The sequence below is a fragment of the Chelatococcus sp. HY11 genome, assembly GCF_018398335.1.
In the GTDB taxonomy this organism is placed as follows: domain Bacteria; phylum Pseudomonadota; class Alphaproteobacteria; order Rhizobiales; family Beijerinckiaceae; genus Chelatococcus.
In genome coordinates this window covers 426,498-448,635 of the sequence record NZ_JAHBRX010000002.1, presented here as the reverse complement: position 1 = coordinate 448,635, position 22,138 = coordinate 426,498, and the positions used below count along the sequence as shown (strand labels likewise).

The 22,138-nt window shown below is 62.3% G+C and carries 16 protein-coding genes; 8 read left to right on the top strand and 8 right to left on the bottom strand.

Annotated features, from left to right (window positions below; translation table 11 throughout):
- Position 1 precedes the first annotated feature (1 nt).
- Entirely contained in the window at positions 2-1,453 is a 1,452-nt protein-coding gene (locus KIO74_RS23075) for an FGGY-family carbohydrate kinase (RefSeq protein ID WP_291978689.1), read from the bottom strand.
- 123 nt (positions 1,454-1,576) lie between these two features.
- Entirely contained in the window at positions 1,577-2,395 is an 819-nt protein-coding gene (locus KIO74_RS23070) for a DeoR/GlpR family DNA-binding transcription regulator (protein ID WP_213337119.1), read from the bottom strand.
- A gap of 206 nt (positions 2,396-2,601) precedes the next feature.
- On the opposite strand from KIO74_RS23070, the gene KIO74_RS23065 reads away from it, so the two are divergent.
- Positions 2,602-4,728 carry a bifunctional rhamnulose-1-phosphate aldolase/short-chain dehydrogenase gene (locus KIO74_RS23065; RefSeq protein WP_213337116.1) on the top strand — a complete coding sequence of 709 codons (2,127 nt, stop codon included), beginning with the start codon at positions 2,602-2,604 and terminating at the stop codon, positions 4,726-4,728.
- A 94-nt stretch (positions 4,729-4,822) separates the two neighbouring features.
- Positions 4,823-6,124 (top strand): L-rhamnose catabolism isomerase, encoded by a 1,302-nt coding sequence (rhaI, locus tag KIO74_RS23060; protein ID WP_213337113.1) that lies wholly within the window; start codon positions 4,823-4,825, stop codon positions 6,122-6,124.
- 27 nt (positions 6,125-6,151) lie between these two features.
- Here rhaI and KIO74_RS23055 read toward each other — a convergent pair whose 3' ends face one another.
- The gene (locus tag KIO74_RS23055; RefSeq protein ID WP_213337110.1) at positions 6,152-6,832 is read right to left on the bottom strand and encodes a response regulator transcription factor; all 681 of its coding nucleotides are present in this window, start codon (positions 6,830-6,832) and stop codon (positions 6,152-6,154) included.
- 471 nt (positions 6,833-7,303) lie between these two features.
- On the opposite strand from KIO74_RS23055, the gene KIO74_RS23050 reads away from it, so the two are divergent.
- Positions 7,304-10,450, top strand: coding sequence for an ATP-binding protein (locus KIO74_RS23050; protein ID WP_213337107.1), 3,147 nt, complete (start codon positions 7,304-7,306; stop codon positions 10,448-10,450).
- Between the two features lie 14 nt (positions 10,451-10,464).
- Positions 10,465-11,184, top strand: a complete 720-nt coding sequence (locus tag KIO74_RS23045) for a response regulator (RefSeq protein ID WP_213337104.1) — start codon at positions 10,465-10,467, stop codon at positions 11,182-11,184.
- A gap of 53 nt (positions 11,185-11,237) precedes the next feature.
- Here the strand turns inward: KIO74_RS23045 and KIO74_RS23040 are convergent, their stop codons facing one another.
- From KIO74_RS23040 to KIO74_RS23015, 5 genes are all read right to left on the bottom strand, one after another.
- Positions 11,238-11,747 carry a MarR family winged helix-turn-helix transcriptional regulator gene (locus tag KIO74_RS23040; RefSeq protein WP_213337102.1) on the bottom strand — a complete coding sequence of 170 codons (510 nt, stop codon included), beginning with the start codon at positions 11,745-11,747 and terminating at the stop codon, positions 11,238-11,240.
- A 215-nt stretch (positions 11,748-11,962) separates the two neighbouring features.
- Positions 11,963-12,754: a cyclase family protein gene (locus tag KIO74_RS23035; protein WP_213337099.1), complete on the bottom strand. Its 792-nt coding sequence runs from the start codon at positions 12,752-12,754 to the stop codon at positions 11,963-11,965.
- 542 nt (positions 12,755-13,296) lie between these two features.
- Positions 13,297-13,503 (bottom strand): hypothetical protein, encoded by a 207-nt coding sequence (locus KIO74_RS23025; protein WP_213337096.1) that lies wholly within the window; start codon positions 13,501-13,503, stop codon positions 13,297-13,299.
- On the bottom strand, positions 13,476-13,856 hold the full coding sequence (locus KIO74_RS23020) for a RidA family protein (RefSeq protein WP_213337093.1): 381 nt from the start codon (positions 13,854-13,856) through the stop codon (positions 13,476-13,478). Before KIO74_RS23020 ends, KIO74_RS23025 begins: the two co-directional genes overlap by 28 nt.
- Positions 13,853-15,352 carry a M81 family metallopeptidase gene (locus tag KIO74_RS23015; protein ID WP_213337090.1) on the bottom strand — a complete coding sequence of 500 codons (1,500 nt, stop codon included), beginning with the start codon at positions 15,350-15,352 and terminating at the stop codon, positions 13,853-13,855. Before KIO74_RS23015 ends, KIO74_RS23020 begins: the two co-directional genes overlap by 4 nt.
- A gap of 336 nt (positions 15,353-15,688) precedes the next feature.
- Here KIO74_RS23015 and KIO74_RS23010 point away from each other — a divergent pair, with 336 nt between their 5' ends.
- The 4 genes from KIO74_RS23010 to KIO74_RS22995 all read left to right on the top strand — a co-directional run bounded on the left by KIO74_RS23010 (position 15,689) and on the right by KIO74_RS22995 (position 22,059).
- Positions 15,689-17,152: a M81 family metallopeptidase gene (locus KIO74_RS23010; RefSeq protein WP_213337088.1), complete on the top strand. Its 1,464-nt coding sequence runs from the start codon at positions 15,689-15,691 to the stop codon at positions 17,150-17,152.
- A gap of 32 nt (positions 17,153-17,184) precedes the next feature.
- The gene (locus tag KIO74_RS23005; RefSeq protein WP_249731445.1) at positions 17,185-18,501 is read left to right on the top strand and encodes a type III PLP-dependent enzyme domain-containing protein; all 1,317 of its coding nucleotides are present in this window, start codon (positions 17,185-17,187) and stop codon (positions 18,499-18,501) included.
- Between the two features lie 455 nt (positions 18,502-18,956).
- A complete protein-coding gene (locus KIO74_RS32530) occupies positions 18,957-20,444 on the top strand; it encodes a M81 family metallopeptidase (RefSeq protein WP_213337086.1) in 1,488 nt (495 codons plus the stop codon).
- A 55-nt stretch (positions 20,445-20,499) separates the two neighbouring features.
- Entirely contained in the window at positions 20,500-22,059 is a 1,560-nt protein-coding gene (locus KIO74_RS22995) for an ABC transporter substrate-binding protein (RefSeq protein WP_213337084.1), read from the top strand.
- The last annotated feature ends 79 nt before the right edge of the window (positions 22,060-22,138 follow it).

Genomic DNA, 22,138 nt, shown 5'->3' with positions numbered 1-22,138 from the left:
CCTAAGGCCTGGAGGCGACGTGCCCGGCGACGGCCTCGTGCCATTGCCGGGCATAGGCCCGGTAGAGCTCGGCGCGGAGAGGGGGCGCCCCCGCCTGATCAGCAGTCTGGTGCGATGGAGGCTTGATTGCGTGGTCTCGCAGTCGGGTCTCGCCAAGGGCAAGGAGAGCCGCGCCCGCGCTCGTGCCGGTCGCACTTTCCAAGAGGATGACGGGACGTCCGCTGACCGCCGCGAGGCAATCCCGATAGACGGTATTCGTCGCGAAAGGGCCCTCGACGATGATGGGGCCTTCGGCGCCTATCAATAGGAGATCAGTCAGCGAGAGAAGCGCGGCATAGAGGCTCGCGACGGCCGTGCGTTCTCCTGCGGAAAGAGCCGCGGGATCCCGTGTCCAGACGCCGGCGCCGGTTGGAAAGGGGCCAGTTCCAGGGGCGAAGCTGGGCAGCACCATGAGACCCGCCGCGAGAACCCGCGCCAGTTCGGCTTCGGTGGGCGGCCGCGATGTCCCTTCCGTGAGGACCTCGAATTCACGGCCGCCCATGAAGCGCCCGGAGGGCGTGGCGCGACCAAGCGCATCGACATTGGAAAGCGTGTCGCGGGCGGGATCGAGCGCCACCGGCTTGCCTCCAACCGCGAAGGAAATCACCCAGGTGCCCGTCGAAATGACGGAAAATGGCGCGGGGCGCTGCAGTAGATAGGGCAGGAGCGACGCGTTGGAATCGTGGATGCCGGCATGGACGGGCACCGGCGAATCTCCCAATCCCACGCGCGCGGCGATCTCTGGCCGGAGCGTGCCCAGCACGGCGAAAGAGGAGCGGACCGGCGCGAACAGGTGCTGCCAGCCGCGCATCTCCACGAGGCTCGAAAAGGTGCCCGCGTGAGGCTGCCAGAGGTCCGTATGGCAGCCGAGGCTTGAGGCGTCGCAGGCGGTCTCGCCCGTGAGCCGAAAGGCCCAGTACTGCGGATAGGTGACGATGCAGCGGGTGCGGGCGAAATCCTCCGGGAAGGCCTGCTCCAGCCAGAATAACTGACGTCCCAGGTTGAGCCCGTTGGGGAGCGCCGGCGAGGCGGTTTCCTCGAAATCCGGCCGCAGGCGATCATAGGCGATGCTCAGCGCGGCCGGTGGGGTCGCCTCATAGTCGAGGATGGGCAGGCTTAGTCCGGGATCCTCGGGGTTCGCGCCAGGGCCTATCGCGGACAGCAAGGCGGCGCAGGCGCCATGCGTGGTCATCGAGATGGCGTCGATGCGGTGTTCGGCGGCGACACGGCTGAGCGCGTCGCAGATGAACCCCCACAAGCGCTCCACATCTACATGGGGGTAGGGCGGGCCGGGCAGCGAGGCGTTGGTGGTGCGGTGGACGACCACGTCGGTCGTCGTGGCCATGTCGTGTAGGACGAGCTTGGCGTTTGTCTTGCCGATATCGATGACGGCAACGTAGCGCGGATCGCTCACGTCTCCTCCCGTTTTTGCGCGTTCTGTCTGCCGGCCAGGTTATTGTGATGCGTGGCTGCCGCGCGAGACGGAAAAATATTCTATTTCAATGTGTTAGATGAGCGCGGGTGGCTATCATGGCATTCAGGCGCTGGAAAGCCCGACGTCGTTGTCGCGGTCTGCGTCGCGATCTTCCTGCGCCACGATCAGTCGTATCCCGGCATTTCCAATCATCTTGGCGGCCGCGTCGCTGAGACGATCGTCCGTGATGATGGTGCTGACGCGTTCGAGCGGCGCGACGATCATGGCTGAGCGGCCAAGGAATTTCGAGGAGTCCACCATGAGGACGATCTCTTCCGCCTGGCGCATAAGTCGCTGTTCGGATTGTATGATCAGGGGATCGGCTTCGGCAATACCCATCGAGGACACGCCTTGCGCGCCCATGAACATGCGCCGGCCGCGAAAATGGGCGATGCCGTCGTTCTCGAATGGGCTGAGAATGAGGTTCTGCTCGCGATAGATGGCGCCTGCCGGCACGAGCACGGTGCATTTCGAATGCTTGAGGAGGTGCTCGGCGATCGAGAACGAATTGGTGAGCACATGCAGACGCAGGCTGGTGAGATGGTGAACCATCTGGAAGGTCGTGGTGCCACCATTGATGATGACCGCGTCACCTTCCTCGCAGAGATCCACGGCCGCACGCGCGATGGCGCGCTTCTGCGCGGTGTTCATGACCTCCGCGACGTGGAACGGGCGTCCTGAGATGGAGCCATAGGGCGAAGGGTTCAGGGCCTCGGCGCCGCCACGGACCTTGCGCAGCTTCTTCTGCAGGGCGAGCGCGCTGATATCGCGGCGGATCGTTGCCTCGGACGCGCCGGTCAACTCCATGATTTCCTGCACGGACGCGACCGGACGCCCCTGAATGGCGCTGAGAATGATGCGGTGACGCTCGCGTTCGTGCATGAAATCTCTCCCTCCCCAATCCTTCAGGCATCGGCCCATTCAAGTCAATCATTGAGGGTCACAATCGACCACTCTTGATCGGATAATGACATATTATGAGCGATATTGTTGACATGTGATTGCGCCCGCGTCATTGCTGGGTGATCATGACGGTGACGGGACACACCCGGAAAAACGCCGCACCTCACGATGAGCGAGGAAACTCCATGTCCGACGTGCTAGACCGCAAGCAGAGCGACCGTCCGTTGCCGCATCTTCTCGATAACCGCTGGGACGAGGCCTATGCACGTGGCCTGGATGAGCCGGGCCTGCTTCTCTACCGCTCCAATCTTCTGGGCAGTGACAAGCGCATCACGAATTATGGCGGCGGCAATACCTCCGCGAAGGTGGTCCAGCCCGATCCGCTCACCGGCAAGGATGTGAATGTCCTATGGGTCAAGGGCTCCGGCGGCGACATCGGAACCATGGCGCTGGACGGCTTCGCCACGCTTTACATGGACAAGCTCGAGGCATTGAGGGGCCTCTATCGCGGCGTCGCCCACGAGGACGAGATGGTGGGCTTCCTGCCCCACTGCACCTTCAATCTTAACCCGCGCGCCTCCTCCATCGACACGCCGCTGCACGCCTATCTGCCGTATCGTCATGTCGATCACATCCATCCGGATGCCGTCATCGCGATTGCCGCGACGCGCAACAGCCGGGCGCTCACCAAAGCCATCTACGGCGACGAGATCGGATGGCTGCCCTGGCGTCGCCCCGGTTTTCAGCTCGGGCTCGATCTCGCGCAATTCGCCGCGGACCATCCGCATGCGAAGGGTGTCGTCCTCGAAAGCCACGGCCTCTTCACCTGGGGCGATAGCGCGCAGGCCTGCTATGAGACGACGCTCAGGATCGTCAACAAGGCGATTGCCTGGTTCGATGGTGAGATGGCCGGCGCGAAGATCTTTGGCGGCGAGCGCCACAAGGCGCTGGCGGCGGCCGAACGCCATGCCTTCGCGGCCCGCTTGATGCCCGCGATCCGGGCCTTCATTGGCCAAGACGAAAAGAAGGTCGGCCATTTCGACGATCAAGCGGTCGTGCTGGAATTCACGGGCGCCCAGGCGCTTGAAGCCTTGGCCGCGCAGGGCACGTCCTGCCCGGACCATTTCCTGCGCACCAAGATCAGGCCGCTCGTGCTGCCGTTTGATCCCGCGCGCGGCAATATCGATGAGGTGATAGCCGGCCTCGAGGGTTCGATCGGCGCCTATCGCAAGGACTACGCCGCTTATTATGAGCGCTGCCGCCATGACAATTCACCGGCGATGCGCGATCCCAACCCCGTGATCTACCTCGTGCCCGGTGTCGGCCTCATCTCTTTCGCGCGCGACAAGGCGACAGCGCGTATCGCGGCGGAGTTTTATGTCAATGCCATCAACGTGATGCGCGGTGCAGCGGCCGTCGATACCTATCAGGGGCTGCCCGAGCAGGAGGCCTTCGACATCGAATACTGGCTTCTCGAGGAGGCCAAGCTGCAGCGCATGCCGAAGCCGAAGTCGCTGGCGGGACGCATCGCGGCGGTGACAGGCGGTGCCGGTGGCATCGGCCGCGCGATTGCCGCGCGGCTTCTGGCGGAGGGGGCCTGCGTCGTCCTCGCCGATATCGACGCGGCGGCGCTGGAAAGCGCGGAAAGTGATTTCGCCAGGCGCTTCGGCGCCGACCAGGTGCGGTCGAAGGTCATCGACGTGACGGATGAGCAGGCGGTCCTGCGCGGTTTTCAGGATATCTGCAGCGCCTTTGGCGGCCTTGATATTCTGGTGTCCAACGCCGGCATCGCCTCCTCGGCGCCCATCGAGGACACGGAGCTGTCGATGTGGAACCGCAACATCGATATCCTCGCGACCGGCTATTTCCTGGTTTCGCGGGAGGCCTTCCGCCTGTTCCGCGCCCAGAAGCTCGGCGGCTCGGTGGTTTTCATCGCCTCGAAGAATGGCCTGGCGGCCTCGCAAAACGCGGCCGCCTATTGCACGGCCAAGGCTGCGGAGATCCATCTCGCGCGTTGTCTGGCGCTTGAGGGCGCCGGCGCTGGCATTCGGGTCAATGTCGTCAATCCCGATGCCGTGCTGCGCGGCTCGAAGATCTGGACTGGCGAATGGCGCGAGCAGCGCGCGGCCGCGTCCAATCTCGCCGTCGACGATCTGGAGGAATATTACCGCAAGCGCTCGCTCCTTGGACGCCCGGTCCTGCCCGAGGATGTCGCGGAGGCGGTCTATTTCTTCTCCTCGGACGCGTCTTCGAAATCGACCGGAAATATCGTCAATGTTGACGCGGGTAACGCGCAGTCCTTCACACGTTAGGTGAGGACGGCTACTGCCTCGGGATAGATAGACCCAATACGCCCGGCCCCCTCTGCGGCGCCCGGGCCTGGAAAAAAGATTGCGGGAGGATGGAATGGCCAATCTGCCGGTCGCCGGCGACATCATCGAGGCATCGAACGACAGGCGTCGTCGTGATCTCGACACAGACTATGCGGCGCTCGGCGAGCGTCTTGCGCGCCGGGGCGTCGCTATCGACGCGGTGACAGCGAAGCTCGCAGCATTCACCGTTGCCGTCCCGTCCTGGGGCGTCGGCACGGGTGGGACGCGCTTCGCCCGTTTTCCGGGCGTTGGCGAGCCCCGCGGTATTTTCGAGAAACTGGACGACTGCGCCGTCATCCACCAGCTCGGCCGCGCCACACCCCATGTCTCGCTGCATATTCCCTGGGACAAGGCCGATCCGCGTGAACTTCGCGCCAAGGCGGAAAGCCTCGGCCTCGGCTTCGACGCCATGAACTCCAACACCTTCCAGGATCATCCGGGCGACCCCAACCAGCCGCTCTCCTACAAGTTCGGATCGCTGACCCACACCGACGCAGCGGTGCGGCGTCAGGCTGTGGCTCACAATATCGAAACCATCGAGATCGGCCGGGCGATCGGCTCCAGGGCTTTGACGGTGTGGATCGGCGACGGGGCGAATTTCGCGGGCCAGAGCGACCTCACACGCGCCTTCGAGCGCTATCTCGATTCCATGCGGTCGATCTATGCGGCTCTGCCGGAGGACTGGCGCCTTTTCTCCGAGCACAAGATGTACGAGCCGGCTTTCTATTCGACCGTCATATCGGACTGGGGATCGAGTTATATGGCCGCCCAGGCGCTCGGTCCCAAGGCGTTTTGCCTCGTCGACCTCGGACATCACGCGCCGAACGTCAATATCGAACAGATCGTGGCGCGGCTCGTCCATGCGGGCAAGCTCGGCGGTTTCCACTTCAACGATTCCCGCTACGGTGACGATGATCTCGACGCAGGCTCGATCGATCCCTTCCGCCTCTTCCTCATCTTCAATGAACTGGTCGGCAATGCCGCGGCGGTCGATGCGCTTGATCCCGCGCATATGATCGACCAGTCCCACAATGTGACCGATCCGATCGAGAGCCTGATCCGCTCGGCGAATGAGATCCGTCGGGCCTATGCGCAGGCCCTGCTCGTCGACCGCGCGGCGCTCGCCGGCTTCCAGGAGGAAAATGACGCCCTCCGGGCGTCCGAAACACTCAAGGCGGCCTTCAGGCTCGATGTCGAGCCCATCCTCGCCAGAGCGCGTCTGGAAGCGGGTGGGGCCATTGATCCGCTCGCCGCCTACCGCGACAGCGGCTATCGCCGGCGCGTCGCCGCCCAGCGGCCCGCATCCGTTGGTTCCGGCGGTGGAATCGTCTCCTGACCGGCGTAGGGGCGAAAGCGGCGCCTCTCAGGAAGGCCCGAGGTAGATATAGCCGTTCCCCCGCGAGGTCCTGACGAGGTCGCCGTCTAGCCCGTGACTTTCGAGTTTCCGCCTCAGCCGCGTGATGCGGGTGTCGATACTCCTGTCCAGCGGGTCCGTGCCATGCGCCGGCGCCAGCCGCAGGATCTCGTCTCGGCTCAGCATCTTGCCGGGATTGGTCGCGAAGGCGGCGATCAGGTCGATCTCCGTTGGAAATAGATTGACCTCCCGACCACTCGGCTCGAACAGCTTCCAGCTTTTCAGATCGAGCCAGAACGCGCCGAATGGCACCAGGGTGCTTTTGTCAGCACGCCTGCGCCGAAGGATCGCCTGGATCCGCGCGCCCAGCTCCAGCAGCGAGAAAGGCTTGGTGACATAGTCGTCAGCGCCGATTTCCAAGCCGACCACCTTCTCGGTCAGGTCAGCGGTCCCGGTTACCATCATGATGCCAAAGTCGTAGCCCCTGCGAAGACGGCGGGTGATGCTCAGGCCATCCTCGTCAGGAAGGCTGAGATCGAGCACCACGAGATCGGGCAGCCGTTCGTCCAGCATTGTGGAAAGGACGCGGGCATCAGTGGCGCAACGCACCATATGGCCTTCCAGCGTCAGGAAATCCTCGAGCATTCCGCAGAGCGCCCGATCATCGTCGACTATAATTAAATCCGCCATCGTGCGCTTTCCAAGCCCGCGGGGGACATTGCCCAAGCTGGCCAACCCTATGGTAGACGTAACATTATACCAAAAATTCCCTTGGACCGGGAAACCTAAGATTTCAGTCGCACTGGAATGCTCTGGTTCAAGGTTATTAATGTGACATGATGACGCGGGTTGCCTCTCCGCGTGCAGAGCGCACTGGTTTCGAGCTCGCCTTGCCGCGCATAAGCCCGGTAAGCGTTACTGTGCATGGCGTGTTATTTTTTTATACCTCGCGCATAAGTGGTCTTGCTCTTCGGGTCATGTGGGGCTCAGATCAGAAGTGGAGCTGGGTTTCGACATCACAATGAAACATCGGCTGTGAAGTATCAGGGCTGGTCCAGGAGAAGGCCCTCGACACTGACTGGCCGGCGCTTCGGGTTGCCCACGACGTGGGACTGATTGCGGGTAAGGGGTGTAATGGGGCTTTCAGGGGCTGGGAGAAGTGTGCTGTCTCGCATGTCCGGCATTGGTCCGTCGGCGCGCCTCTTGCTCGTCTGCTTACTTCCCCTGGCGGGTTTGATCATCGGCTTGGCTATCGAGCAGTTTGCTCCCCAGCGCCGCGCATTGTTGTCGGAACTCAATACCCTGACGGCGGAGCAACATTTCACCCTGCGCACGATGATGATGGGCGCAAGCCGTCAGGTCGAGCATATGCGGCTCACGGTTGAGCAGCACATCGCGATGGATGGCGAGGGCCTGAGTGAGGCTAACGCGCGCAAATTTCAGACCGTGGACGTGCATTTGGGAGGCGGCTCGTTCTCGGGGGTTGAATGGGGGGCGGCTGCGACGGTGGAGGAGGATGGTAATCTGTTGGGCATACCCGAGTTGCCCAACCTGCGCGGCGACGCGGCCGTCCCAGTCGATGCGGGACTGGAGCTTCTTTCCATGCTCAGGCTCGACAAGATCGTTGGCTCGAATGCACGTTGGAGCTACTTCATGCCGGCGAATGCTGCGTTCGTGGCGATCTATCCTGGCGCCAGTCTTGCTGATCTCGCCAAGGCCGCCGAGAGTCGATTCGCTTTCGCCGACATGCGACAATTGCTGACGCAATGGCAAAACTATCCAGTCTTCCAGCTAGGCCTGCCGCAGAATAATCCCGATCGGACCTCCTACTGGACGAAGGTTTATGACGATGCGGGGGACGCGGGGCCGATGGTCAGCCAGGCTGCTCCGGTCTATGTTCGCGGCCAGTTCCGCGGGGTTGTTGGCACCGATATTCTCCTGAGCGCCTTCGACGCTATTCTCACGCCAATGAAGCAACCGCTGGGACTGGCAGTTATTCTCAATGATCACAACGAGATTCTTGGTCTTAACGGTGCTGCGTTCGGCGGCGATCTCCAGAAGATGCGCGCTTATCTGTTCGCCGATGGGCTGCTCCAGAAGATACTTGCCCTGAAACCGGACGACGGCTTTTCATCGGTCGATGATAACTGGGTCATATCGCGAGTTGGGCCATACTCAGGCTATCGTCTGATCTACGTTCTGCCCGATAGCGATCTGAACGCTTATCTCTTTCCACGCTTCATTTCCTATGCGCTGATCCTTCTTGGACTGATCGCTATGCTCGCGATCATTCTCCGTTATCTGCACAAGTCTTATATTCTGCCAAGCTTCCGATTGGCAGACTATTTGGGCGCGAAGGCCGCCGGTATCGAAGTGGCTCCACCGCTCTTACCAAAAGGATGGCAGCCGAGCTTCGAGAGGATATCGGAGGCTTTCGCCAATAGCCGCAACTACCAGGAAAAGCTGGAGGAAAGCGAAGCGCGATTTCTCGCAGCCGCCTCAAGTCTGATCGACGGTTTCGCCATCGTCGGTTCCGACCGCCGTATTGTCTTCTACAACGAGGCCTTCGCCCAACTCCTCGGGCAGGAGGGGCGGGTGCGGATTGCCATTGGCAGCTACCTGCCTGAATTGCTGGATCCAGGCTGGCTCGACGCGCATGATCCCGAGCCCATGCTTCTCGATGGCCGCTGGTTGAGCTATCGGAAAAGCGCCATGCCGGACGGCGGAACGGTTATCCTTCTGCGCGACATCACTGAAGCGCGGCAGGCTGAGATGCAGTTGCGCGAAAGTGAGACGAGGCTTGCGGCCTTGCTCGCCTACGCGCCCGTCGTGATCATGCTGATGGACGCCGAGGGGCGCCTCATCATGGCCAATCCAGAAGCCGAGCGCATGCTGAATCGAGAGCTCGGCATGATCACTGGCAAGCGTGTGTCCGATTTCATCAATTCGGAGGCCATGATCGCGCTCGACGTGAGCATTAAACATGTGCTGACAACGGGTGAGGTGCAGGTCAGTGAAGAGCACTACCCCGGACGTGACCACTACCGTGACGCGCTCGCCATTCTCTTTCCGCTTCACAACACGGACGGCGCCATAGATGGCGTTGGCATCTTTGGCGTTGATCTGACGCTGCAAAAGGTCACCGAAGAAGAGCTGCGCCGGCAGCGCGATGCGCTCTATCAGAACGAGAAGCTCGCCGCGCTGGGATCCTTGCTCGCCGGCGTTGCCCATGAACTCAACAACCCTCTCTCCATTGTTGTCGGATACGCCGGCATGCTCCAGGAGCTCGCATCAGACGAGCCGACCCGTCGCCGTGCGCGGGAGGTGCATGTGGCGGCGGAGAGATGCGCGCGGATCGTCAAACGTTTCCTCGCCATGGCACGCGCGAAGCCCGTTGAGAAAAAATGGGTGAATGTCGAATCCGTTATCGATGATGTCATGGAACTCGCGGCCTATGGTCTGCGGGTGAACGGTGTCGAAGTGATCCGTGATCGCGTCCGGGATCTGCCGGCGATACTGGCGGATGCCGATCAGCTCCACCAGGTCTTCATGAATCTCGTGTTGAACGCCATGCAGGCCATGACCGGGATCGAGGGGCGGCGAAGGCTCATCATCAAAACGGCAGTTCGCGACCAGGCGATCGTTATCGATCTGCTTGATACAGGGCACGGCGTTAACGATACGGTGAAGCAACGGGCCTTTGAGCCCTTTTTTACGACAAAGCCTCTCGGGGTGGGAACGGGTATCGGCCTGTCCTTGTGTAGCGGCATCGTGGAGGCGCACGGCGGAATCATCACTCTCGATTCCGGCCCTGAGGGAGGCGCACTCTGCCGCGTCGTCCTGCCAATCTCTGAGGCGCCGCCCCTACAGGGCACGCCCGTGCGGACAATTCAACGGCAGCCCCTGTCCGGCCGCGTTCTCATCGTTGATGACGAAGCCAGCATTGCGAGCTTCATCGCTGAAGCATTGGAGCGTGATGGGGCTGATGTTACGACGGTGACCAGCGGCTATGACGCGCAGACGGTGCTCGCTGAACAGCCGTTTGATGTCGTACTCACGGATCTGCGTATGCCAGGCGTAGGCGGAGAACGCCTCTTGGCGTTCATCGCGGAGGAACGTCCGGATCTCGATGGCCGGGTCATCGTCATGACGGGTGACGCATTGACATCGGGAACGGCGCTGCGCTGTGAAGGGTTGATCATGATCGAGAAGCCTATCGATATCGAAGGCTTGAGAGCGGTACTCCAACCACTTCTCAACGTCCCACGTACATCCGGGAGCAATGAGCCAGTTGTTGCAGTTGGATAACCCGCGGATACGTGATGAACGCACAAGCTGAAATTTTTGTCGTTGACGACGAGCCGGGCCTGCGCGGGATGATCGAGGACTATCTCGGTATGCAAGGCTTCAAGGTGAGCGGAGCCGGAAATGGCGCCGAGCTCGATCGTCTGATGACCTCGAAGACCCCCGACCTTATTCTGCTCGATATCAATATGCCGGGAGAGAGCGGGTTCTCCATCGTGCGCCGGTTGCGGAGCGCGGCCGAGAGGATGGGGATCATCATGCTGACGGCCAATGCTGACGAACGGAGCAAACTGCTGGCGTTCGGCCATGGTGCCGACGACTACCTGATCAAGCCTTTCGAGGTGCGCGAGCTCCTCGCCCGTGTCCGCAGCGTTCTCCGACGCATGCCCACGCTTCCGCTGGACGCGCAGCGTCCGCGGCGGTCCCTGTCACTGGGGCGCTTCCGTCTTGATCTCGACGGCAAGCGGCTTCTCGATGCCGCCGGCGACGATGTCGAGATCAGCAGCATGGAGTACGAGCTGCTGGAGGCCTTCGCGCGCCATCCACATCAGGTCCTGACGCGCGAGCGACTGTGTGAACTCGCCCATGGCCGGCCGCTCGGAGAGGCCGACCGCAGTGTGGATATCCGTATCGCTCGACTGCGCAAGAAGCTCGAGGCTGACCCATCCAGACCCGAGTTGTTCAAGACCGTCCGTGGCGAGGGCTACCTGTTCGAGCCGTCCCACGGCTGCAACTAGAAGGCGATTTCCGTATTTCCGCGCCAATGCATGCCGGGCGGAAACACTACAGGTTAGAGATTTTCCTGATCGAGGTTGCGCAGAAGCTTATGTAACGTCGCGATAAAGGCGCGGAACTCGCCCTCATCGACGCCATGGAACATCTCGTTGTACATCGCGTAAAAGCTCGGCCAGAATTGCGTGAAGATCTGGCGACCTTCCTCAGTGATATGAATCTCACGAACACGCATGTCATCGGGGCGGGCGCGGCGACGGATCAGGCCCTGTTCCTCGAGCGCGTCGAGGGTCCGGCTCATCGTCGACTGCTCGGTCACGGCATAGGTGGCGAGCTCGTTGATCGTAAGCCCGGAGGACACGCATAGCGTCGCCAACACGCGCATTTTTGTCGTCGTCAGGTTGAAGTCCTTCAGCGCCTCCTGAACCTGCAGGTTCCATCGCGCCGAAAGCCTGTTGAGCAGATACGGTGCGAACTGATTGAGGCCAATTTCTCCAATCGACGGAATACCACCGTCAGGTGCGGGTTTGCCGTGGAGAAGGCCACTGGGGAAGCGTCCGGCTTTCAATGTTTCCGCCCTTTCTCAACCTGAGCGCAGGTCGCTCCGGCGGTTCCAGAAGCCATGCTCACTCCCGGGTAAAACTGGCAGCTGTCTTTGAAGCCCAGACTGCAACGCCAAAGAATGTCAGATGCCGCCAAGTTCGATGCCCAAGCCAAATCACACAAACCGGCATCTCGGCGCCGGTTTGTGATGCTTTTCACGAGCCTTAGTCTTTGGTCAAGTCAGGATTTCGGCACGAGCGCGAGCGCGCGCACCGGGCTTCCCGTTCCGTTCAGGATCTTGAGCGGTGCAACGACCACCATCGCGCCCTTCGGGGGAAGCTTGTCCAGATTGACAAGACTTGCGAGACCATAGCCGCCCTGACCCAGAATGAGCGCGTGAGCGGGGAAAGGAGGGTCGAAGGTGGCGGCGCTGCCCGCATCGGTGCCAACACATTCGTTGCCGAAGCCAATGACGCCTTTGGTCAAAAGATACTGCACGCAGTCGACGCTTGGCCCCGGCGTATGGGGACCATTCTCATAGGAATTCAGGAAGGCCTCCGTGCTCGTGTTGCGGTGATACCAGTCGGAGCGCATCAATACCCAGGAGCCGGGCTCGATCGCGCCGTGCTCGGCCTCCCAGGCGCGGACATGATCGGCCGTCAGAAGGTAGTCCGGATTGGCGGCCACCTCCTGGCTGACATCAATGACGTTTGCGGGAGCAACGAAAGTCTGCGCCGAGATGGTATCCGTCGTATTGTTCGGCTGATCCTTGCCCGAGATCCAGTGTGAAGGCGCGTCGAAATGCGTGCCCGTATGTTCGCCGAGCTCCATCCAGCCCCAGGCCCACCAAGGGCCGTTGGCATCATAGTTGGAAATCTCATGCATCTTGAAGCTTGGCGTGTTCTTGCCGAACTGCGGTGGCAGATAGAGAACGGGCGTGTCGGGCCCAAGCGTCGCCGTGAGGTCGACGACAGTGATATCGCCCGCCGCGAGGGCGGACGCAAAATTGGCGAGAAGTGCTTGAGCCTGCATGTCATGTCCCTCGGAAAGACAATCGGTTGTCGTGTGTCGGCTGGTTAGGTCCGTCAGCTTCGTCAGGAGTATCGTAGATATGGTCTATGAAACTTCAAGCATGAAATAACAGGGCAGAGGCATTCTCTGCGCCTCGCGGATTTGAAGAGCATGCAGATGCATGAAATTCTGCTGCCCAACAATCATGACCGGGCCCCATGCATCCCATGCGCGCGATGTTGGCTTGTCCCGAAGAGTTCCGACAGAGATGAGATGGTGAGAATCTGGCCAGGGTCGAACCAGCCTGTCATCAAGGCATGGCTGAGGCGCTGATAGACTTCCTCCTGGATCGTCCGGCGCGAAGCCACAGGGCCTAGCCCTGGATGATCCAGGGGTCCTTGTCCGGTCTCACGCGCTCTGTCCTTCTCCTTCGCCCTGTCGCGAAGGCCAATTCGCGTAATCTGTCTCCGCCGCGTGTTAGGCGACGCGAGTTCCCATGGCCGAATAATCGCGGGAAATCGCCTTCCGCGCGGCAGGAGCCGCCTCAGTCCGCGTTACCTGTGTCATCGCGGGTTTGTCGAGAAGATTACGCGTGAGGCTTGGAAAGAGAACGACCACCGTTCTGCCGAGAGGAGGTCACCATAGCCGATGGGGATGAGCGTGCCGAGCGAGGTCTGGGTCAGGAGCAGGCCGAAGCCCAGGAAGGACGGCGCGGCTTCAATCAGGTCGGCACTGACGCGCGTCAGGTTTCCTTGACGACGGCGATGCACTCGATCTCGTAGCGGAGCGCTTCCGTCAGGCAATTGGTGATGGTGGTCCGGGCCGGATAGGGCTCGCGAAAGTATTCCGTGTAGAGCGCGTTGAACTCCGCGAGATCGCTCGCATCTCGTACATAATTCCGAGTCTGCACGACATGGGCCAAGTCGCTCCCGGCCGTCTCGAGGATTTTGCGCATGTTCTCGATCGAGCGGCGCATTTCCCCCGCGAAGCTGTCGGATATGATCTTGCCAGTTGCGTCGACAGAGGCCTGACCGGAGACGAATACCAGGTTGCCCACGCGCGTGCAGGGGCTGAATGGCAGATGGGATCGCGGGGTGTCGGGGGCCGTGGGATAGTCGATCATTCCGGCTTCCAATCAGCATGGATGGGGAAAACGCCCGGCCGTAGCCTGCGGAAGGGCAGGGACGTGATCTGGCTCGTGCAGGGACCTGCCGTTTCCACCGTGAAACTGCCGGCGGCGATGGGGTCATAGGCGCGACGGTGGGCGACAGCCGCCTTGACGCCGATCGCCTTGAGGTCTTCCGGGATGATGCCCTGTGAGCGGAACTGCGCGAGGTCGAACGGCGGTGTCTTGCGGCTGGTGAGCAACACCTTGATGCCCTTGCCGACGATGACCACCGCCGAGGGGCCCATGGCGAAATGCACACCTTGGGAAGCGGCCAGGTGGCTGTTGCGATCCTCGAGGGTGAAATTCCCGTCGCTGCGACTAACGAAGCGGACATCGATCTCGATCGGCGGATCCGCGATGGCGCTTCCCTTGCCGCCGAGGGAGAGGCGACGTGTCTCGCCGGGGAGGGCGTCCGCCAACGCGGCAACGGCGGCGGGATCGGCAATGGCCACTGCCGCGTTGTCGAGGTCATGGCTGAGAAACGCCCGCAGTACGGCCGTGCCATCGCCCGGCGCGCCCCCGCCGATATTGTCCGAGGGCTCGACCATGATATAGGGGCCGCCGGCCAGCGTCTTGATCCGGGCGACCGCCTCGTCGAGGTTCCATTCTTCCGGCAGGCCGTGCGCGCGCAGGTCGATCGCAAGGGCGCACAAGCGCTGCAACACCGATCGTGCGACAGCGTCATCGGCGGTGGTGATCACGGCGAACGACACGCCCGTATCGGGAGTGTCGGAGAACGAATAGCCGGCGACGATGTTGATCCCCCAGATCGCGGGTGTCTCAGCCTCGATCGCGCGGGCCAGCGCTTCGAGATCACGCATCGGCCGGTCCGCTGTGCCCGTCCCGGTCGGCGGCCACATCAGCGGCGCTGTAAGGGTGACCATATGCGGAAGGATACCTTCGTCCAGTGCGCGCGCCAGCAGCCGCGCCGAACGGATGGCCGAATCCCTTGCATCGACGTGGGGGTTCTCGCGGTAGGCAACCAGGCCATTGGCGTGATCGGCCATGGCCGGTGTGAAATTCGCATGCAGGTCGAACACGCCGAACAGCGGCAGGTGCGCCGCGCCGGGAACCGCGCGGACGCGGCTCAGCAATTCGCCTTCCGGGTCGACACTTTCCGTGGTCACCATCGCGCCATGCAACGCGAGCCAGATCCCGTCGAGCCCACCGTCCGCCAGCGCGGAGGTCAGCGCGCTGTGAAGTTTCTCCCAGAACAGCTCAAAGACGGCGTGGTCGGTCGTTCCGGAGGGCAAGGCGGTGAAGTCGGCCGATGGCACGACCTCCCAGTTCTGCTCATCCGCAACCTCAAGGAAACCGTCGACCGTGGACCCGTCGCCGCGACGGTCCAGGACATCGCGGATCGTGTAGTCGTCGAGCCCCGTGATTTCCTCGACGAAGCTGTGGGTCTCGTGGAACAGGGCGGCCAGCAGGATACGGCGGCGTTTCGTCATCTGGCACTCTCTTCAGGCTCTCTCTGGAGCCATTCCACAGGGGGGACGGGACATCTGGCTGACGCGGCGAATTCTATGCGGCGACGCCAGGCAGGAGATACGCCCAGCGGCCCAAGAAAACTGTCGCAAGGTCTGACATGTAAAGACGATTACCTTGCGCGCATCTTTGAACGCCGTTCATCGCGGCGCAAGTGGCGATTATTCCATGGGGCGAAACGATGTCTATTTGACAGCCGTTTCCTCTTGTTCGTTACTGCGTCCACGCCCGTCTCGGGCCAATGAACGGGAACAGCCGGACTGACGCTGTGCGGTCCGGGGATCAGCGGGGACTATCGGATGCGTGTCTTTGCGGCGTCTTTGGCCACGGAAACCAATACTTTCGCCCCGCTGTTCGTCGATCGCAGCGCCTTTGAGGGCGCGTTCTACTGCCCGCCCGGAACGCATCCGGCCACGCCCACCCTGTGCTCCGGCCCCATGATCGCGGCGCGCGAGCTCGCGCAGCGCGAGGGATTGACCCTGATCGAAGGCACGGCGACCTGGGCGGAGCCCGCCGGGCTTGTTTCGCGTGAAGCCTACGAGAGCTTGCGGGACGAAATCATCGGACAGCTCAAGGCGGCGCTGCCGGTGGATATCGCGCTGTTCGGGCTGCATGGCGCCATGGTCGCCCATGGCTACGACGACTGCGAAGGCGATCTCCTGGCCCACGCCCGGGCCGTCGCGGGTCCGACCTGCATCATCGGCGCTGAACTCGACATGCATTGTCATCTGACCGATCAGATGGTCGAGGCGGCCGACGTCATCAACGCCTTCAAGGAGTTTCCCCATACCGACTTTCTGGAACGTGCGCGGGACCTCGCGACACTCTGCCTGAGGGCCGCGCGTCGGGAGGTGCGCCCCGTGACCGCCGTCTTCGATTGCCGCGCCATATCGGGCTTCATGACGAGCCAGGAGCCGGGGCGAGGCTTCGTGGACCGCATGCTGGCGATGGAAGGGCGCGACAGCATCCTCAGCATTTCGGTGGCTCACGGCTTCCAGGCCGGCGATGTCTACGACGTCGGCACCAAGGTCCTGGTGATCGCTGACGGAGATCTCGGCAAGGCGGCGGCGCTGGCCGAGACGCTCGGGCGCGAGATTCTGGGCTGGGGACCGGGCGGCGGCGTGCCGCGACACTACAAGCCCGAGGAGGCGATCGCCGAGGCGGTGCGGCTCGCGGAGCCCGGCCGGCCGGTGGTGCTGGCGGATCGCTGGGACAACCCTGGCGGCGGTGTCGCCGGGGATTCCTCGGTCATGGTTGACGCGCTTCTGAAGCATCCGGACATCCCGGCGGCGATTGGCGCGATGTGGGATCCGGTTGCCGTCGGCTTCTGCCGCGCGGCGGGCGTGGGAGCCGAGTTCCGCCTGCGTTTCTGCGGCAAAGCGGCACCGACATCCGGCCATCCGATCGATGCCGATGTCCGGGTGCGGGGCATCACCGACGATTTGCTCATTCCCTTCGAGCAGAGCTGGGTGTCGCTGGGACCGGCGGCGGCGATCTCCATCGGCAATCTCGACGTCATCTTGTCCTCGACACGCGCGCAGACCTTCAGCCCGCCGGTCTTTACCAATCTCGGCGTCGATCTCGCCGCAAAGACCCTCGTGGTGGTGAAGTCCTCCAACCACTTCTACGCCGCCTTTGCGCCGATCGCGGCGAAAGTGCTCTATCTCGACACCGGCGGGCCCTACCCATCGGATACGCGCAAGATCCCCTACAAGAAGGCTAGGCGTCCGCTGGCGCCGCTTGATCCGAATCCGCTACTGTGATGATCCCCCGCCACCTCCAAGGTCCCGACGCGATGGCATCGACATCTATCTCTCCTCTGCCGCGCCTTGCGCTGGAGCCTTTGCGCGCAGCCGTGCTTGATCGGTCGACCAAAGGATTGCCGCCCGGCACCGAAGGGCTCACGCTTGCCGCCGTCGGCGAGCAGGGTTGGCATGTTTTGGCGGGTGACCTGCCCTTGCCGCTGGCGGTCATACGCAAGTCTGTTCTTGAGGCGAACAGCCGCTGGATGAAGGCCTTCACGGCCCTGAATGGCCTGGAAATCTCTCCCCATGGCAAGACGACCATGGCCCCGCAGCTGTTCGACCTGCAAGTGGCCGATGGCGCCTGGGCGATCACCGTCGCGACGGTGCAGCAACTTGACGTCTGTCGCCGTTTCGGCGTCAGGCGCGTGATCCTCGCCAACCAGCCGATTGGTCGCCAGGCCGTCGATGCCTGTTTCTCAGCCATCCGCGAGAACGGCATCGAACTCTATTGTCTGGCTGACAGTCTCACGGGCGTTAGCCTACTGGCCGAAGGCGCCGCCCGGCTTCCGCCTTCGTCCACTCATCCGCTCCATATCCTCGTCGAGATCGGCTTCGAGGGAGGGCGGACCGGCACGCGGACCCGCGAGGAAGCGCTATCCGTGGCCCGGGCTGTCGGCCAGGTGCCCGGATTGCAGCTCGCGGGCTTCGAGTGCTTCGAGGGGCTGCAGCCGACGCCGGCGGGCGCGGACCGGCTCATTGACGAAGTGATCGCCGTCGCGCAGGAGGCGGACGACGAGGGCCTGTTCGCGGCTGGCCGCGCAATGGTGCTCAGCGCCGGCGGATCGTCTCTCTTCGATCGGGTCGGGGAGCGTCTGAATGCGGCCGCATTCGCGCGGCCCGTCGTGAAGGTGCTGCGGTCCGGCTGCTATCTCACCCACGATTCCCTCAGCTATGCTGCGGCCTTCAGGCGGATACTCCACGATACCTCGCTTGCGCTGCCCGAGGGAGGGCTGGAGCCGGCGCTGGAGGTCTGGGCCTTTGTGCAGTCCCGGCCGGAGGAGGGTCGGACCATGCTGACCGTCGGCAAGCGCGACATCAGTTATGATTCCGGAATGCCCGTGCCGCTGCGCTGGTACCGACCGGATGGCAGCATGGCGGTGCCTCAACCCATGCCGGCAGGGCATACCGTATTAGCCTTGAACGACCAGCATTGCCATCTCGGCACGCCACTCGACAGCCCGATCGCCATTGGCGACATGGTGGCCTTCGGTATCGGCCATCCCTGCACGACCTTTGACAAATGGGCGTTCCTGGCGCTGGTCGATGACGACTATCGGGTCATCGACGGTATCCGCACTTTTTTCTGATACGACCGTCCCTCTTCGGTCGTCCGTGTGCAGCTAAAGCAAGCGATCTCCGAGATTCGAGCCGTTCCAAGCCGCCATTGACGACGCCTCTTTTTCCGAGAGCCGGGGGCGATAGGCTGGTTGATGGTCGGGGTCTGCGGGCTTGGAAACATAGGGAGGCTGGCTCGGTGGCCGCATCGATGTTTGGCGCGCTCTGCAACGTTTCTTCTGACGAAACGAGGGGTTCTTGACGCGAATTCTGCCCGTTACTACGCTTCGATCATAGGGGAGCGGAGCGCGCGAGGCCGGGGATCGCACAACACGGCCTGGAAAGTCCAGGAAGTGGAGGGTCCGGGAATAAGCAACGTCTCAATGACGTTGAGTATTAATTGAATTGAAATAGCACCTGACGCAGTCATGGGCCTGTGAGGTGCTTGTTGTCTATAGTATTAACTCTGTAACGCGGGGGTGGTCAGGTGCGGCTAGCGCTCATTCATATTGGCCAGGAAACGAATGACTTCAACCCAGTGTTGACCGAGTTGTCCGACTATGTCGCCTTCGGAATTCTTGAAGGCGACGCGATCACGGCGGAGCTCAACCAGCTTGGGCAGGTCGGGGGACACTATGCGGCCGTGGCGGAATCCGGCCTCGCCGTCGAGACCATACCGATCATTCGCGCATGGAGCGGCGCGGGCGGCCGCATTTCCCGCGAGGCCTTCGATTTCTTTCAGGCGAAAATCCGCGAGGGGCTCGCGGCGGCCATTCCGATTGACGGGCTCGTTCTGCAATTGCACGGGGCCTGCGCCGCCGAAGGCATCGACGATGTCGAGGGCGAGCAGATTGCTCTCTGCCGCAGCATTCTCGGAGCTGACGTTCCGATAATGCTCGGGCTCGACCATCACGCCAATATCACGCAGAAGATAATCGACAACGCCACCATTATCGTCGGACACCGCACGCAGCCTCACGACACGTTCGATACCGGCAAGGTGGGCACGGAAGTCCTCCTGAAAGTTTTGAAGGACAAGCTCAAGCCTGTCATTGCATGGCGGAAGATCCCGTTGCTCTCACATCAGGAACAGTTCCTGACGGCGAAGGGCCCCATGAAGGTCTGGTTCGATCGCGCGCGCGCTCTCGAGGCCGACCCTCGGGTTCTGCAGGCCTCCAACTATCCCATGCAGCCGTGGCTGGACGTGGCCGAGGGCGGTTGGGCGGCCGTGGTGGTGACGGATGACGACCCGGCGCTCGCGGAGCGTCTCGCCGACGAACTCGCCGATCTCGCCTGGGCGATGCGCGACGATTTCCAGATCAAGGAAGCGGTTTCCGTCGACGAGGCGGTGATGATGGCGGACCGCGCCGCTGAGGGCGTCGTGGTCATCAGCGATACGGGGGACACGGTTTTCGGCGGCTCGGCGGGTGACAGCAACCTCATCCTCGAGGCGATCCTTCGCCTCGGCATCAAGAGCCGCGCGCTCATTCCGCTGATTTCGCCGCAGACGGTCGCGCGGCTCGCGGAGGCAGGCGAGGGCGCGACAGTGACGCTGCCGCTCGGGGGGGATGCGGCAACGGCGTTCTTCTCGCCGCTTGAAGTGACGGGGACCGTGCGCAAGGTCGCCGACGGCAAGATTCCCGTCGCGTTCAATCACCAGACGCATATCGACATGGGGCGTGTCGTCGTTTTTGACGTGGGCCCGTGCACGCTCCTGATTTCCGAGTTGCGTGGCGTCGCAGGCAATATTCCCGCCGCTTACGAGGCGTTCGGGATCAATCCGAGCGAATACAAGATCGCGGTCCTGAAGACAGCATCCAACTTCCAGTACTTCGCGCCGATATCATCCGTGGTCATTCGTGCGGATACACGTGGCCCTGGACAGTCTGATGTATTCACATTGCCATGGAGGAATATTCCGCGGCCAGTATATCCGCTGGAGCGTTTCGAAGACTGGCGTAATCCACAACAATGAAGAGCGGGAACGGGACCTTGCAACAAGGCCCGATATGACAGAGCGGGAGAGCGGCATGACTTACAGGACATTGGGGCAGCGCCTGCGGATGCTCGGCATCGCGGCTTGTGCCGCGGCAGGCCTTGCGATCACGGGTTTGGCCGCGCCGGACACGGCCTCGGCACAGACTTTGAAGGGGGGCACGCTCCGCATCGGCGTTCTTGACGAGATCGCCAACTACGATCCGCAGCAGCTGTCGACGGTGAATTTCTACGTCATCAAGAACCTCTACGACAGCCTCATCGAATACACGGCCGATGGCAAGCCGGTGCCGAGCCTCGCGACCGAATGGAAGATCGCGCCCGACAACAAGTCCGTCACGGTGACGCTGCGTGACGGCGTGACATTCCACAGCGGCGCGCCGTTCAAGGCGGATGGCGTCGTCGCGGCCCTCACCAAGGGCGCCGATCCCGCGCGCGGCAAGAATGTCTATTCGACCATGGCGGTCGTGAAAGACTGGGCGACGCCCGATGACCGTACCGTCACGATCAACTTCAAGGATCCGGTACCGGACCGCCAGATCCTCGACCTCCTGCAATTCCTCATCCCGATTGATCCGAAGGGCGTCGAGACGGTGGAAACGGTGCCGGCGGGCACGGGTCCCTACCTGCTCGAAAGCCGGTCCGTCGGCCAGGGCATGAAGCTCAAGGCCAACCCGAATTATTGGCGCAAGGGCGAGCCGGTGTCGAAGGAGATCGTGTTCACGATCTTCAGCGAGGATGCCGCGGCGACGGCAGCGCTCGAATCCGGTGCCATCGACATGGTGTATAACGGCTCCTCGCGCAGCGCCGCGCGCTTGAAGAATGCCGGCTATCAAGTGTTCGATGGCCCGGGCAAGCTCGTGCAGGTCTTCCGCATCAACTCGACGCGCGGGCCCTTCCGTAACAAGAAGTTCCGGCAGGCCTTCAACTATCTGATGGATCGCGATGGCATCCTGCGTGTGGGCTATGCCGGCATGGGTCAGGTCGTCGCCCTGCCATGGGCGCCGGCGAGCCCGGCTTTCGACGCCTCCTATGCCAAGACCTATGCCTATGATCTCGAGAAGGCGAAGGCGCTCCTGAAGGAATCAGGCCTGTCGCCGGCCGAGATGCAGGACTGGAAACTGCTGGTCAACGGCAGCGACGAGCCCTCCGTCCGGATCAGCCAGGTCGTACAGGCCACGCTCGCGCAGGTTGGTATCAAGATCGACCTCGACATTCGCCAGGGCGCTGAATTCGTCGATGCCCTGCTCAAGGGCAATTTCGACGCGGTCTTCGGCGGCGTGGGCAACGTGCAGAAGTTTCCCTCGCGTGTCGCGACGAACTCCATCTACCGCACCACGAAGAACCCGATCCTGAAGGATCCGCACCCGCATCCGGAGTATGTGGCGGCCATCGGCAAGGTCGACACCACCTTTGGCTCGGGCGCCGACGTGAAGTCTGCCTATGACAACCTCAACAAGGTGTTGGTGGAAGAGGCCTTCGGCATCCCGACCAATTCCTATGAAGTCGGTCTGATCGCGGCCTCCGACAAGATCGGCGGGATTACGCCGGACATGGACAACCTGCTTGTCGCCCGGACCATCGGGTTCAAGTAATGGGTGAAATGGGTCTGGTTTGTCTATCGGGAGATCTGCGCAGCAAGACCGCTGCCATCTGCATCGGATCGCGGTCACA

Excerpts from the sequence above, each read along its gene's own strand:
- KIO74_RS23070 (WP_213337119.1), bottom strand. The coding sequence starts at position 2,395 with ATGCACGAACGCGAGCGTCACCGCATCATTCTCAGCGCCATTCAGGGG.
- KIO74_RS23065 (WP_213337116.1), top strand. The coding sequence starts at position 2,602 with ATGTCCGACGTGCTAGACCGCAAGCAGAGCGACCGTCCGTTGCCGCAT.
- rhaI (WP_213337113.1), top strand. The coding sequence starts at position 4,823 with ATGGCCAATCTGCCGGTCGCCGGCGACATCATCGAGGCATCGAACGAC.
- KIO74_RS23055 (WP_213337110.1), bottom strand. The coding sequence starts at position 6,832 with ATGGCGGATTTAATTATAGTCGACGATGATCGGGCGCTCTGCGGAATG.
- KIO74_RS23045 (WP_213337104.1), top strand. The coding sequence starts at position 10,465 with ATGAACGCACAAGCTGAAATTTTTGTCGTTGACGACGAGCCGGGCCTG.
- KIO74_RS23035 (WP_213337099.1), bottom strand. The coding sequence starts at position 12,754 with ATGCAGGCTCAAGCACTTCTCGCCAATTTTGCGTCCGCCCTCGCGGCG.
- KIO74_RS23020 (WP_213337093.1), bottom strand. The coding sequence starts at position 13,856 with ATGATCGACTATCCCACGGCCCCCGACACCCCGCGATCCCATCTGCCA.
- KIO74_RS23015 (WP_213337090.1), bottom strand. The coding sequence starts at position 15,352 with ATGACGAAACGCCGCCGTATCCTGCTGGCCGCCCTGTTCCACGAGACC.
- KIO74_RS23010 (WP_213337088.1), top strand. The coding sequence starts at position 15,689 with ATGCGTGTCTTTGCGGCGTCTTTGGCCACGGAAACCAATACTTTCGCC.
- KIO74_RS23005 (WP_249731445.1), top strand. The coding sequence starts at position 17,185 with ATGGCATCGACATCTATCTCTCCTCTGCCGCGCCTTGCGCTGGAGCCT.
- KIO74_RS22995 (WP_213337084.1), top strand. The coding sequence starts at position 20,500 with ATGACTTACAGGACATTGGGGCAGCGCCTGCGGATGCTCGGCATCGCG.